Genomic DNA, 14237 nt, shown 5'->3' on the forward strand with positions numbered 1-14237 from the left:
CCAGTCCCCAGTCCCCAGTCCCCAGTCCCCAGTCCCCAGTCCCCAGTCCCCAGTCTCCAAGATTTATTTTGTGAAATAAGGTTTTGGATCTTTTGCTTCCCAACCTAAAAGACCATTAAAACGCATTTCAAAATGTAGATGGGGTTCTCTGGATGTTGGTGTTCCTGTAGTGCCTACAGTTCCAAGTGTTTCGCCTGCTTTAATCATTTGACCCAAAGTGACATTTATTGTCTCAAGTTGGGCGTAACGGCTCTGATAGCCGCCAATGTGGTTAATTATTACTAACTTGCCATAACTACCTTGATCTTTCGCAAATACTACTATGCCAGGTGCGATCGCTTCCACGGTCGTACCCACTGGTGCTATTAAATCGACACCACTATGAAAAAAAACTTTACCTGATGCTGGTTCTATTTGCCAACCATAAGCCAAGGCTACAGTTGTTCCATTCGGTAAGGGATAGCCGGCTATTGTTGCAGATGGTGCAGTTTGTGTAGGAGAAGCAGCAATAATACGATTAGGTGATCCTGTTACTCCAGGAACAACTGGCACAAAAACAACTCTAGGGTTTTGTTGACAACCATTAATCTCAAACAATGTATCTGGACGGACTTTGTAGCTGGCGGCGACTTGTCGCCAAGTTTGCTCACGAGGTACTTCTACGACAGTTCCATTGAAGGGAGGAATCTGAAGTTGAGTACCAGCGGTGACTGTACCGTTGTTTACTGATGGATTCATGTTGATGATTGTTGCTGGCATCAGCTTGTAGCCCTGTGCTATGCTCTCCACAGTCTCGCCGCTAATAACTTGATGGCGTTGGATACGAGATAGGGCGGGGGTTTGACAACTGGCTGCATTGGCACTTTCTGGTTGTAGCATTGTGGAGATTAGTCCGAAAGTGCTAACTAAGCTACAGAGAAACATCGAACGAAAGGGAAAACTCATGTCAACAAGTCCAGAGATCGCTAATTCTAGATTTTAGTTGGGGAATCATAAAGATGGGGTAATTTTTTTGCTTGACTGGAGGTGATCCCCAATTGTGTAGTCAAAATGATATAATTTCATCTTTTCAGTTATCAATTGCTTGACTACACTTAAAAATTAGTAGCTGTCTTTCTGTGAGCTTAATTATTCTTAATTAATTAATATGAAGTTATCTGTGAAGCAACTGGCCGTTTATCTGAGTTTAGTGTTGATTGGCTGTGGTGCAGGTGTTTTTGGTAGTCGATATTTCCTACGATACAATCACTCTTTTCAAGAGTTAAGAAATGTTACTGTGGCTTTACCTCCAGAATCTGTTACTCCTTACCCTATTCAAGGTAGAGATAATTCGGCTGGAGGCGATAATGTAAATTTTATTGCTACTGCTGTACAGAAAGTAGGCCCTGCGGTTGTACGAATTAATGCAACTCGCAAAGTGGCAAATCCGATTTCTGAAGCTTTAAAAAATCCTCTGTTTCGTCGTTTTTTCGGGGAGGATGAAGAACCAATTCCCCAAGAAAGAATTGAACGTGGTACAGGTTCAGGTTTTATTTTGAGCGAGAATGGGGAATTATTGACTAATGCTCACGTAGTAGCAGATACAGATACTGTAATAGTTACCCTTAAAGATGGTCGGACTTTTGAGGGGAAGGTGATGGGAGTTGACACTGTGACAGATGTAGCAGTGGTCAAAATTCCGGCTGATAAGTTGCCTATAGTTAAGTTAGGCAATTCACAAAACTTAATTCCTGGTCAATGGGCGATCGCTATTGGTAATCCCTTAGGCTTAGATAATACAGTCACTATCGGCATTATCAGCGCTACAGATCGCACTAGTTCCCAAGTTGGTGTTCCCGATAAACGCGTTAGCTTTATCCAAACTGATGCAGCCATTAACCCTGGTAACTCTGGTGGGCCTCTCTTAAATGCTCAAGGTGAGGTAATCGGCGTGAATACGGCTATTCGCGCTGATGCCCAAGGACTCGGTTTTGCTATACCTATTGAAACTGCTGCTCGTATTGCTAAAGAGTTATTTACCAAAGGACGAGCAGATCATCCTTTTTTGGGAATTGAAATGGTAGACCTTTCACCTACCAAAAAACAGCAGTTAAACAAGGAAGATAAACTTAACATTCAGCCAGATGTTGGGATTGTAATCAAAAAAGTTCTAGAAAATTCACCAGCAAAACAGGGAGGACTGCTTCCTGGAGACGTGATTCAAAAAATCAACGATAAACCAGTTAAAATTACAGCCCAAGTCCAGAAGATAGTTGATTCAAGCAAAGTCGGTGACATTCTCAAAATCGAGGTCAACCGCAATGGTAAAACTCAAATCATCAAAGTGTTGTCAGGAAATTCCCCTCAAAAATAATTAATGGTACAGACGTTATCAAACGCGCCTGTACCATTAATTATTCATTAGACAAATGCTCCAATTGCATTCTTTGTTCCATCTGGCGCAAAAAATACCCCGTCATCATTGCTGATGCTAACAGCCCCGCTAGGTTATCCCTGTCTGTGGTAATTTGGACATTAAAACTTTCTGCTGGGAGCATTCCCACTAGTCCTTGGACATTTTGGGAAATGATTTGTTTAATTTCCGGGCTAACAGACTGGGCTACACGGGCTAAGACTTCGGGAGATTGATGCTGTAAATATTTGAGTAACTGATTCGGGTTTTCCCCAAAGTGATCGTTCAAAAGCTGGTTAGGGTGTTGCTCAGAGTTGTCATTCAAAAAGTCAGGATCAAACACCATTGGCAATTTCTTTTAGCTTAGTTGCTAATTCTACTTTAAACCATAGTACAAGCCTAACGCATTTTTCGCAGGGATTTATGGGAGGCAGGGGGCAGGGGGAATTAATCAATACTCGGTACTCAGCACTCAATACTCAGCACTCAATACTCAGCACTCGTTACTCGTTACTTCCAACTCTAGTTCTAGTTGTTGTTCTTTTGCTGTGGTGGGGAAGATTTGGGGGAGTTGATCGATTTGAAAATATTGGTGAAATTTCGGTGTGATTTGTAATGAATACGAACGAGAATCACTGTCTCGGCGTTTGCGAACAAAACCTAATTCCACTAGTTCGGGGACGTGTTGATATACTCCTGAACCCCGGAGTTCAATTAATTCGGTTTGCAAAATGGGACTGTTAAGAGCGATCGCAGCTAAAGTCCGCAAAGCTCCTACACCTAATTCTACAGGTATCAACCTTTGGACTAAATCATGAAAATCTGACCGTACTTGCAAACTGTAACCATTTGGGTTTTCTACGACTTCTAAGGCGCTATCCCGACGGGCATAATCATCCATGAGTTCAATGATGCCTTCTTCGGCTGTGGAGCGATCGCACCCCGCATACTCGGCAATCTCACTCAAAGATAATGGTTTACCCTTTAAATAAAGAATTGCTTCTATTTTGATGGCTGTAGGTATATTTTTTTTGGACATTTATTGAAACAGGAGTCAGGAGGCAGGAGTCAGGAGTCAGGAGTCAGGAGTCAGGAGTCAGGAGTTCAGGAGTTCAGGAGTCAGGAGTTCAGGAGGCAGAACAATACTCTTCTTCATCTTTTCAATTACCAATTACCAATTACCAATTACCAATCACCTATTACCAATCACCTATTACTGAGAATAAATTCTGCGATCGCTAAATCTTGGGGAGTAGTAATTTTCAAATTTGTCTCCTCTCCTGGAACTATATGTACTTCAATACCGCATTTTTCAAATAAAGCCGCATCATCAGTGACTTCCCATCCTTGACGCACACCTTCTGCATGGCATTGTTTCAATAACTCGACCTCAAAACCTTGGGGAGTTTGAGCCGCCCATAGTTGTCGTCTGTCGGGTGTACTTTGAATTATGCCACTTTCATCTACAATTTTAATTGTGTCTTTCACAGAAACAGCGGCAATTAACCCACGATAATGGCGAATAGCTTCAGCACAAGCATTCAGTAAATCAGGTGTAGCTAAACACCTAGCACCATCATGAATTAATACTTGTTTGGCATCTGCGGGTAATGCCTGTAAGCCGTTGTATACTGACTCTTGCCTTGTTAAACCACCAGCAATTAATTTGACTGGTTTAGTTAATTTTAAGTCAGCCATAATTGCTTTGAAGTCTTCCCAATCATGAGGTTGGGAAATAATTCCGATCCAACTAATAGAACTTGCAGCTTCTGCGGCCAGTAAAGTCCAGGCGATAATTGATTGGGAACGTACCTGTAAAAAAAGTTTATTCCGATCAGCACCCATTCTTTTGCCACTACCTGCGGCGGGAATTAATAAATACACAACATTCCTCAATTTTTTAACTTAGGGACTGGGTAATCATTTTCCCATCACCAATTACCAATCACCAATCACCTGACACATATATTCCTCTAAAATAAGGAGCGAGTAAGCGTCAATAAATATTATGCGTGTAGTAGCCCTTGTACCTGGTGGAATTGGCGATCAAATTCTCTTTTTTGCCACCTTAGATGACTTGAAGCGTAGTTATCCTCACGCTCAGATAGATGTCATTGTTGAACCCAAGTCAAAGGCTGCCTACCGAGTGAGCAAGTCAGTTCACGAGGTATTAACCTTTGATTACAAAGATCGCAACAGTCTAGCAGATTGGGGTAACTTGGTGGGCATGATCCGCGATCGCGAATATGATGTTGCCATAACTGTTGAACAAAGCTGGTTTGTGGGTTTGTTACTTTGGTTGACGGGAATTCCCACACGCATTGGCTACAAAGGCAAAGGTGCAGGTTTTCTCACTAACACTGTAGCTGTCAACACATCCCAATATGTAGCTGCAATGTATCATGACCTATTGCAACCTTTGGGTATTAATACACCTTGCCCAGATTTAGCAGTAAATGTACCCAAATCAGATATTGAATGGGCGCAACAAGAACAAAAACGTTTGGGGGTACACGAAACAGGTTACATCCTGATATCTGGTGGTTCTGTCAATGGTTCAGACACAAGTTATCCTGTAGCAAGTTGGCAGCAAATTATTCAAGATTGTCAAAATAAACAGCCTAATTTACCAGTAATGGTGATTAAAGAGGCTAATGATGAGCAACTTGTGCGATCGCCACAGGTGGGCGTTACGGCATCACTTAAAGAATCTTGTCCAGATATCAAAATAACTTCCCCCGATGATATTGGCAAATTAACTGCCATAATTGGCGGTGCAAGTTTAATGCTTTCTATTGAAAGTGTGCCATTACAACTAAGTGTAGCTGTCCAAACCTATACTATCATCCTACTTGGTTCTACAGATCCAGGGAAGTTATTACCAAAAAGTGATAAATTTCTAGCGATTAAATCCTCCACTGGAAAAACGGCGGATATCCCACCTGCGATCGTTTTAGAAAAAATTTGGGGTGGTTGATAAAGCGTAGGGACAATTCATAAATTGTTCCTACAGAAAATTTCAGACTATTACAACCTACTCTTTTCAATCATGTCAAAAAAAGTATCTTCTAATTCATAACCTAGAATTTGCGCTAAAGACTTGAGCCGAAATTGAGTGGGGATACTTTGCTGTTTTAGCCAATCACTCAAAATAAATATCTTGTGCATCAAAAAGATTTCTAAGGCTTCGGGATTATACTGTATTCCTTCTTTAGAACTAAACTGATGGGGTACTAGCATGGCAGTGTAACGGACAAATTCTCCCGCTTTCCAGTCCAGTAAAAATGGCAACCACGGGTACTTAGCATCAAGACGCACAAACCACAACCGTACCTCTGGTACTTCAGAAAGCTCCCTTGGATCATTAGCATCCCGTGTGTAGTTAATCTCAAAACATAACTGCTGTTCGTGAGATGTAATGGATTCCTCTCGCAGCAGTGGTTCAATTACCGTTAATGCAGGTGACAAATCCAGATTGTTAATGGAGTCGTTATTGAGAGCGATTGTGATTGTCATTGACTGATTGCTGCTTTCTTGGTTTTTAAACAGTAGAATCGAGAATCCACAGTACCAGTTTTTAGCACTTGACGCTACTATTTATCGACTTGACTTGCGGCTCATCACTTTTTGATCTACTAATTTTTATGCGTAACCAATTGGTCATTTCATTTACCAGTACAAAAAATACACCTACCCTCACCTGGACATTTAGGGCATTTGTAAGCTAAAGTTGTAATGACTTTGTTTTAGAGTTAGGATTTAACATCACAACTGTTAATCAACTGCTAAACTTGCTCAAACCTATGTTTACTAACGCTATTAACAGCAACAACATCGGTAAAAGCAAGAAATGTTGTATTTAATATCCTGGCAGAGAAAAATCAACAATCGTCATTGAAAAGGAAAACCATCCCGAAAGTTAAAACTGAAATATGCAAAAACAAGCTATTTCTACAAGAGCAATTCGTTCCTTAGAAGATGCTATAGATCGGTGTCAATTGCTGGGTATGCGTGTCAGCCGTCAGCGCCGTTTTATATTAGAGCTATTATGGCAAGCAAATGAACATCTTTCTGCTAGAGAGATTTACGATCGCTTGAACCAACAAGGTAAAGAGATCGGACACACTTCTGTTTATCAAAATTTAGAAGCGCTATCCAGTCAGGGTATTATCGAGTGTATTGAACATTGCGACGGGCGTTTATACGGTAATATTAGTGATGCCCACAGTCATGTCAACTGTATAGATACAAATCAAATTCTCGATGTGTATATAGAACTACCGACAGAGTTGATCAACCAAGTTGAGCTACAAACAGGAGTAAAGATTACTAGCTACACGATTAATTTTTTTGGACACCGCAACTCGGAAGGAACAGTACTGAGTACCGAGTGCTGAGTACCGAGTACCGAGTAAAGAGTACTGAGTACCGAGTAGAGGGTCAAATACAGAGAAAAGCTAGTTTTTAGTTTTTTTACTTGTTGTCTGTTACCTAATGCCTATTGCCTTTTTCTACTGACAACTGATGGCTGGGAATAAAGTCTATATGTATTTGATCTGAACTATGAGCGATCGCCCTTTAAAATTATTGTTAATTGACCCAGATCCCATCTTTCGTCTAGGATTAAGGGTAGCTCTAGAAACAATTTCTCATCTACAAATTGTCGCAGATGTTCCCACAGATACCGCAGCCTTGCAGGTTTTAGCAGAAGTTGCGGCTTCAGACCTCAGCCAAGTAGATTTAATAGTTTTAGAATTAGGGAATGGAATTTCTACCGAATCTCAGCAGATGGGTTTGCAATTTTGTAGACAACTCAAAGCTTTATATCCCCATATACCTATTTTGCTGCTGAGTTCTATTACTACACCAGCAATGCTATTAGCTGCCAATAATACTGGTGTAAATGGCAATTGTCATAAAGGTATATCCATTTCTGAATTAATTCCCATCATCCAAGAAATAGCAAATGGTGGTTACTATTGGTCAGAAAAAACAGAAATAACAGATTCCCCATCACCTCATTTACCTTTAGCTAGACTGCGGAATAATGTCCGTTTATCAGGAATTAGCCAGATTAACACTACTCTGGCCGCAGTCACAGCACAACTGAAAATACCTGGACTACCACTATTAGATCAAGCTATTCTCGCTGGACATCGCCGAGAACTATTAGCTGCGCGTTGGCTAATTAATAACTTATTATCCGCACCACAAGAAAGGCAGCCAATACAAACACCTCAACCACAACCACAACCAATTTCATTCCTAAGCAGCGCTATTAGCAAACCAGAATCACCACAAATACAACCTTTTGTACCATCTTTACTGAGTCCAAAAGCACTACAATCTACATTATTTGCATCTTGTATTAATAAACTTCAGTTTTCTTTACAAAATCTCACAGATACACCTTTAGAAATTGATATTTTTCGGGAAGATAAAAAAAGAGAATTACTGTATCTCATTTTACAAAAAGTATCACAACAGTTAGATGAGCTAAATAATTCGCAAGTAAAAATCAAGCAATTACCTGATTTAAGGAATAATATCTTAAATAATTTATGGCAATCAGCAGTTACCGATTTTTATGGTAAATATTCACAAATACCTGTAGGCGATAAAAATATAGAGATAGTCAATTTTTTATTGAATAATGCAGCAGGTGTAGAAACTGAGATTCTGAATAAAATTCCCTTAGTGGAAGAGTTGTTTTCTTATCTAATATGGCAAACTGATTTGTATGTTGATAATACGTCTTATACAGCAGGTAGTGAACAAGCAAATTCCCAAGCATCTATAATTTTAGAGAATTTGTTAATTCAGATTGCCAATGGCGTAGTCCAGCCAGTACTAAATTTTTTAGCAGATGTAGAAACGATCAAACAAAATTTTTATGATCGTCAATTGATTTCCACACGAGAAATTGAACGTTTTAGAAACAATTTATCTTGGAAATACAGATTAAATAATTATGTAAATGAGCCACAAGCAATATTTGAAAGTCGTTATGAACTATTTATATTTGCACCTCGTGGCATTGCTAAAATATCAACTTATGCGCCCCGTAACCAAGAATTAGCAAAACTTTCTGGTGTTCCCTTAGTAATGACATTGCTGCTAGAATTTCGTGATGCGATCGCACCTAGAATACAATCTTTATTAAGCTTTGCAGGTAGTGGTATTGTGTTCGTACTCACCAAAGTAATTGGTCGTGGTTTAGGTTTAATTGGACGTGGTATTCTCCAAGGTATAGGTAGCGTTTCTTTAACAGAAAAAGGTCTGAAACGCAATAGTGAAAAACAAAATAACAACTCGAAATTCTAATAATGAACTATGAATTTATCACAACCCAAGACTTAATAGGATTATTTATTTCCTATCTCTATGCCATTAGTCTGCTTCTCTTTGGTGAAGGATTACATAGATTTTTTGGTGTCAAACAGGATATCACCCGCAAAATCATTCATATCGGTGGAGGAATGTGGGTTTTTGCTATTTTACTTTTATTCAAAAACTGGCAAATAGGAATTATCCCCTTTGCTACCTTTATCGGTATCAATTATCTTTTGTACCGTTACCGATTCATTAGTGCAATGGATAGAGAAGATAGTTCACCAGGTACTGTATATTTTGCCATTTCTATTACCTTGCTATTTGCCTTACTATGGCGACCAAATGGCTTGATTGATAACGTTCCCATTGCTGTAGCTGGGGCGATGTCTATGACTTGGGGAGATGCACTAGCAGCATTAATTGGTAAGCGTTTTGGAAAACATCAGTACCAAGTAGGAAATTCTATCCGTTCTTGGGAAGGTTCAGCAGTAATGTTTTTGGTAAGTACAACTGTAATATTTTTGGTACTGTGGCTACTCCCTGGTTCATTATTTAGCCCTTTAGCAACTCTGGTAAGTATAAATAGGGCAATTCTAGCGGCTATTCTTAGTGGTGCTTGTGCCACCTTAGTAGAAGGAATTTCTCCTAGTGGTACTGATAACTTGAGCGTGCCTTTAGCAACAGCGGCGCTTGTATGGAGTGTGATGCAGGTGTAAACTATGGGACGTATTGAAATTAGCTCAGAGGTTGGCATAATTACAAGTAGAGACTATAAAAATGACTAGAGCTTCATCTTTACCACCAGATTATACTATTCGCCAAGTCCGTAATATTGACCTTCCTGCAATATATCAAATTATTCTTTTGAGGTTTAATGATTTTAAAATTCTAATTATTTTTACTCTATTTCTGACAACAGGTATTTTTTTAATTTTTTCTGCTATATGTATTATTATCGGAAATTGTTCTATTAGTTTTCAAGACTTTTGGATAACCCTAGTATTAATACCACTTATAGTAAGCGGTTCAATATTAATAATTTCCTTTTTACAAATAGCAAGTATTTTTAATAGACAAGATAGCTCAATAGTTTTGCTAATAGAACATAGTAATCGTTTAGTAGCTTATGCTATACAGTCTAACAAAGGTAGTTATTCGTTGTTGAATTCTTTATATGTTAAGCCAGATTATCGCCGCCTTGGGTTGGGTTCTTGTTTAGTGCAAAACCTTGCACGCAGAGGAGTTAGACCAATTTATGTATTTCCTACTCCTGAATCATTCAGATTTTATATACGTCATGGTTTTACTTTATTCCCAGAGCAAAATCTTCCAAGTGAACTTCGCAGAACTAGCAAATGTTTGGGTTTGATATAGTAAATTATTTAACTAAAAGCCATTAGATATACTAAAAACGGGTTAAAAGTGTCATTCTGAACGAAGTGTTCGCGTAGCGTGCCGTAGGCTCTAGAATCTCCGAGATACTTCGCTGCACTACGTTACGCTCAGTATGACATAAGTCCAGATTTCACCCGTTGGTAGTATATCTCCAAAAAAGAATGTAGAGACGATAATCCCAACCTACATTTCCTTAACCGACAACTATTGCTACCCATATAACGTATCTACAAAGTTTCTGGATAACGCATATTTAATTTCTAGTAACTTTCTGCTGCTTCTCGCACTGTTTACAATTATTTTGAATTTACACGTTACAAATTCCAATCACGACGAAAATGAAAGAAACTTTGCAAAAATTCTTGTAAAGCATGGTTTTTATTTAACCGTTGCTTACCCCATTCCTTTGCTGTTTCTACTAAAATTTCTGAGAAACTGGGATAAAAAGGAGCTAAATTTGCTAAATGCTTAATTTTGATATTTTGTGACATTGCCAAAGCAATTAAATTAATTAACTCTCCTGCTTCTTCTCCCAATATAGAAGCACCTAAAATTTCTCCATTTTCTCGGACAATTAATTTACAAATACCTGTAATTTCTCCCCGGATTTGGGCGGCTATTAACGTTTTAAAATATTGCTTGAAAACTAAAACCTGATTTCGACCATATTGGCGTTGAGCTTGCAGTTGTGTTAAACCTATTTGTGCCACCATTGGTTGAGAAGATATTATCCAAGGAATACAACGATAATTAATTGAGATTTTAGGAAAAAATAGAGCATTTTTAATAGCAATGTTAGCTTCATAATTGGCAAGATTGGCAATGTCGTAACCACCGATAACATCACCGCAAGCGAAAATGCGCGGGTTAGTAGTTTGTAATTTTTGATTGACAACTAAACGGCGTTGATTCCATTTCACCCTTGCTGCTGCTAAATTAAGAGATTCTAAATTTGGCTGTTGTCCAGTTGCGACTAAAATTTCATCAGTTTCAATGGCTTTATCTCCTGCCTGAATCCATTTTTTATCTTCAATTTGTCGCACTTGAGTTACTACTGTTTCGATGAGGACGCGGACTCCATCACTTTCTAATTTTGCTATCAATAATTGGGCTATTTCTGGGTCGAGAACAGAAAAAATATGGGGATGATTTACTATCAGTGTAATGCTGCAACCCAAGTGTTTTAAAGTTTGGGCAATTTCAATGCTTTGGGGTAAACCTCCAAGAATTACCCAATTTTTTGATGGATTTGGTTTTTCTAATGATTGCCAAATATTAGCTAAGGTTAGATAACCAGTAGTTTGCAATCCTTCAATGTTGGGAATTTTTGGATGTGATCCGCAAGCGAGTAAATAGGTACGAGCGTATAATATTCGCTCATTAACTGCAAAATTTAGTTGGGGAGAAGATTGAAATTGACCATTACCAAGGATGATATCAACTCCTTGGGCGGCTAAATTAGTGAGAGAATTAATTTGTGTGAGATTTGCGGCGATCGCATCAGCATACAATATAGCCTCTTTCCAAGCCTTGATATAACTCGCTTGAGGCATTCCTCTATGCAGTTTTTCTGATAATAATGCTGTATTATTCGCACCGTTTAAATAAATTTCTGCTGCTGTATTCACCTGCAAAGGCAGAATACCAAGATTCTCAGCATCAATGGAATGCTGCACCATTTTACCAAGTTCGCTAAGTGCGTAATGGTAATTTAACTCATAATTAATTTGAGGCTGTATCAAAGCAACTTTAGCCTGTAACTGGGTTGCAGTCACAGCAGCTTGGTATCCGGCAATACTACCGCCAATAATTACGACATCATAATCAATTTTCATTGGAAACAGGGAATAGGTATTCGGAGTTCGGAGTTTTTGAATTGATTTCTCTCCACTACTCATTACTCGGTACTCAACACTCAGCACTCATTACTCAGTACTCAGTACTCAGTACTCAGTACTGAAAGTAATCGTTGGTTATCAGCTTCAGAACGGATAGATACGCGGAAATAGCGATCGCCTAATTCTTTAAAACTAAGACAATCACGAATTAAAATCTGGTGCTGCTGAAGTAATTTTTGTTGTAACTCAGAGGTAGATTGTTGAGACTCTACCAGTAAGTAATTAACAGCGCCTTCTAGGGGTTGTAATCCAGGTATTGAGGCTAGACCTTGAAATAATTGATTTCGTGCCTGTGGGAGCCATTTCCAGCTATGTTGTTGAAATTCTGTATCTTGGAGAGCAGCGATCGCAGCGGCAGCGGCTAAAGTGTTGACAGGCCAGGGATCTCGCCATGATTGCCATTTAGCTAAACGATGGGGATGAGCGATCGCATATCCTAACCTCAGTCCAGGTAGACTATAAAATTTTGTGAGCGATCGTAATATCACCAGATTTTCATATTTCTGCACCAACCCAATCAGGCTTTGTTCCTCATCAGGAGGTAGAAAATCCATAAATGCCTCATCCACCACTACCAAAGCAAACTCTCTCAGATAAGGCAAAATAGAATCCCGTGAAAATAGCTTCCCCGTCGGGTTGTGGGGGTTATTCAGCAATAAACCGCAATCAGTTGTGAGTCCTGAGTCCTGAGTCCTGAGTAATTTTGGTAACTCAGCACGGGCTAAACGCCCCACTAAAGGCACTTGTTGCTCAGAACTGATTAGGGGAAACTCCAGAACTTTAGCGTTATAAGCCGTCAGAGTGCGGTAATAATCGCCAAATGCTGGAGTAATTAACATCGTTGCGGCTAACTGCGCTAATTCCCTACCTATTAACGTCAGTAATTCCGCAGAACCGTTACCAGGCAGAATCCACTCAGAAGGCACTTGATGGAAATGACCCAGAGCTAGTCTCAATTCACTATAATCTGGGTCTGGATAATGCCTCAAATTACCAAGTTGGGACACAATTGCAGCAAGAACGCTGTCTGGTGGTCCCAACGGGCTGATACTGGCTGAAAAATCCACAATAGCATCAGGGGAACAGCCAGCTAGTGCTGCTGCCCAAGCTAAATTTCCCCCGTGTGCTTGTTGTGGCATCAAAAAAAAATTTCCTAAAACAGAACCTATTCTTTTGGCTCTTTTGGGGGTGCTACTCTTTCTCTAAACATCTTCCCAGCAGAGAAAGCAGGAACCTTGGTAGCAGGGATTTCCATTTTCTCATTGGTTTTGGGGTTACGACCTTCACGAGCCTTGCGTTCCCGTGATTCAAAAGAACCAAATCCCACCAAAGTTACCTTATCACCGGAGGAAACAGCCTCAATAATTGTTTCCAAAGCGGCGCTTAAAACAGCATCCGCTTGTTTTTTGGTAACACTTGCCTTTTCAGCCACTGCATCAACTAATTCGCCCTTGTTCATATCAAACTCCTTAAAGTTTACTAGAGATTTTTTCAAGATGTAATTTGTCGCATCTTTATGGAAATCTCTGTTTGCAGAATTACAAAAATCGTCCCTTAAGAGTATTTACACTCAAAACCGCTGTAAATCCGATTGGCTCGACTTTTCAATGAATCATTCTAAGGCGTTGTAGCCAGAAGTGAACACATGAAAGCATTAATTTATATAGATTTGAGGATTTTTTGTGTTTTTTGCCTCATTGTTGCCCTGGAAACACACCATTTTTAGGCATAAATACTTAGTAGAGACTGAATATTGAGGATTCGGGACTGGAAATAAAATTTATTTTTTCCTGATAATTAAAAGGGTACTTAATGTTTTGAGGTTAAGAGTCAGCAAATTTTACATGGCAAAGGATCGCTTTCACAATAATTGCGAGAAATTAAATTAACCTACTCATTTATGAGCCAAAACGGGAGAGAATTGTGTAATGGCAATAGAAGAGTATCGCAAAATAATTCAGAATTTAATTTTAGAAAGAGCGAAAAAGCGATTTTCGCCAGAAGAAATTTAAGCACAAGCGGTTATAGATACCCAAGACGACCACTATCTTCTACTTCATACTGGTTGGTGTGGGAATAATCGCACTCATGGATGTAGTATGCACATTGATATTAAAAATGGCAAAATTTGGATATAGCATGATGGCAATGAAGTGGGAATTACTACACTATTACTTGAATAAGGCGTGCCTAAAGAAGATATATTGTTAGTATTTCAC

Annotated in this window: 15 protein-coding genes; 7 read left to right on the forward strand and 8 right to left on the reverse strand. The window is 39.2% G+C overall.

Going from position 1 to position 14237, the window contains the following annotated elements:
- Window positions 1–63 precede the first annotated feature (63 nt).
- The gene (locus tag VB713_RS10750; protein WP_323311551.1) at window positions 64–945 is read right to left on the reverse strand and encodes a M23 family metallopeptidase; all 882 of its coding nucleotides are present in this window, start codon (window positions 943–945) and stop codon (window positions 64–66) included.
- 202 nt (window positions 946–1147) lie between these two features.
- On the opposite strand from VB713_RS10750, the gene VB713_RS10755 reads away from it, so the two are divergent.
- Complete coding sequence (locus VB713_RS10755) at window positions 1148–2353, forward strand: HhoA/HhoB/HtrA family serine endopeptidase (protein ID WP_323311552.1); 1206 nt, start codon at window positions 1148–1150, stop codon at window positions 2351–2353.
- Window positions 2354–2393: 40 nt separating this feature from the next.
- On the opposite strand, the gene VB713_RS10760 is transcribed toward VB713_RS10755, so the two are convergent.
- From VB713_RS10760 to ispD, 3 genes are all read right to left on the reverse strand, one after another.
- Complete coding sequence (locus VB713_RS10760; RefSeq protein ID WP_323311553.1) at window positions 2394–2738, reverse strand: DUF760 domain-containing protein; 345 nt, start codon at window positions 2736–2738, stop codon at window positions 2394–2396.
- Between the two features lie 147 nt (window positions 2739–2885).
- Window positions 2886–3431 carry an SMC-Scp complex subunit ScpB gene (scpB, locus tag VB713_RS10765; protein WP_323311554.1) on the reverse strand — a complete coding sequence of 182 codons (546 nt, stop codon included), beginning with the start codon at window positions 3429–3431 and terminating at the stop codon, window positions 2886–2888.
- Window positions 3432–3598: 167 nt separating this feature from the next.
- Window positions 3599–4276, reverse strand: coding sequence for a 2-C-methyl-D-erythritol 4-phosphate cytidylyltransferase (gene ispD / locus VB713_RS10770; protein WP_323311555.1), 678 nt, complete (start codon window positions 4274–4276; stop codon window positions 3599–3601).
- Between the two features lie 124 nt (window positions 4277–4400).
- Between ispD and VB713_RS10775 the strand changes: the two genes are divergently transcribed.
- Window positions 4401–5369 (forward strand): glycosyltransferase family 9 protein, encoded by a 969-nt coding sequence (locus VB713_RS10775; protein WP_323311556.1) that lies wholly within the window; start codon window positions 4401–4403, stop codon window positions 5367–5369.
- Window positions 5370–5419: 50 nt separating this feature from the next.
- Here VB713_RS10775 and VB713_RS10780 read toward each other — a convergent pair whose 3' ends face one another.
- Complete coding sequence (locus tag VB713_RS10780) at window positions 5420–5908, reverse strand: CRR6 family NdhI maturation factor (RefSeq protein ID WP_323311557.1); 489 nt, start codon at window positions 5906–5908, stop codon at window positions 5420–5422.
- Between the two features lie 416 nt (window positions 5909–6324).
- Between VB713_RS10780 and VB713_RS10785 the strand changes: the two genes are divergently transcribed.
- From VB713_RS10785 to VB713_RS10800, 4 genes are all read left to right on the forward strand, one after another.
- Window positions 6325–6789 (forward strand): Fur family transcriptional regulator, encoded by a 465-nt coding sequence (locus VB713_RS10785; RefSeq protein WP_323311558.1) that lies wholly within the window; start codon window positions 6325–6327, stop codon window positions 6787–6789.
- Window positions 6790–6955: 166 nt separating this feature from the next.
- On the forward strand, window positions 6956–8716 hold the full coding sequence (locus VB713_RS10790; protein WP_323311559.1) for a DUF3685 domain-containing protein: 1761 nt from the start codon (window positions 6956–6958) through the stop codon (window positions 8714–8716).
- Between the two features lie 2 nt (window positions 8717–8718).
- A complete protein-coding gene (locus VB713_RS10795; RefSeq protein ID WP_323311560.1) occupies window positions 8719–9441 on the forward strand; it encodes a phosphatidate cytidylyltransferase in 723 nt (240 codons plus the stop codon).
- Between the two features lie 61 nt (window positions 9442–9502).
- On the forward strand, window positions 9503–10099 hold the full coding sequence (locus VB713_RS10800) for a GNAT family N-acetyltransferase (RefSeq protein WP_323311561.1): 597 nt from the start codon (window positions 9503–9505) through the stop codon (window positions 10097–10099).
- A 335-nt stretch (window positions 10100–10434) separates the two neighbouring features.
- Here the strand turns inward: VB713_RS10800 and VB713_RS10805 are convergent, their stop codons facing one another.
- The 3 genes from VB713_RS10805 to VB713_RS10815 form a co-directional block, all read right to left on the reverse strand.
- Window positions 10435–11955, reverse strand: coding sequence for an NAD(P)/FAD-dependent oxidoreductase (locus tag VB713_RS10805; protein WP_323311562.1), 1521 nt, complete (start codon window positions 11953–11955; stop codon window positions 10435–10437).
- A 101-nt stretch (window positions 11956–12056) separates the two neighbouring features.
- Window positions 12057–13157, reverse strand: coding sequence for a threonine-phosphate decarboxylase CobD (gene cobD / locus VB713_RS10810; protein WP_323311563.1), 1101 nt, complete (start codon window positions 13155–13157; stop codon window positions 12057–12059).
- Between the two features lie 26 nt (window positions 13158–13183).
- Window positions 13184–13477, reverse strand: coding sequence for an HU family DNA-binding protein (locus VB713_RS10815; protein WP_323311564.1), 294 nt, complete (start codon window positions 13475–13477; stop codon window positions 13184–13186).
- A 565-nt stretch (window positions 13478–14042) separates the two neighbouring features.
- Here VB713_RS10815 and VB713_RS10820 point away from each other — a divergent pair.
- Entirely contained in the window at window positions 14043–14156 is a 114-nt protein-coding gene (locus tag VB713_RS10820; protein ID WP_323311580.1) for an element excision factor XisI family protein, read from the forward strand.
- Window positions 14157–14237: the final 81 nt, after the last annotated feature.

The sequence above is a fragment of the Anabaena cylindrica UHCC 0172 genome (assembly GCF_034931625.1).
Lineage (GTDB): Bacteria > Cyanobacteriota > Cyanobacteriia > Cyanobacteriales > Nostocaceae > Anabaena > Anabaena cylindrica_A.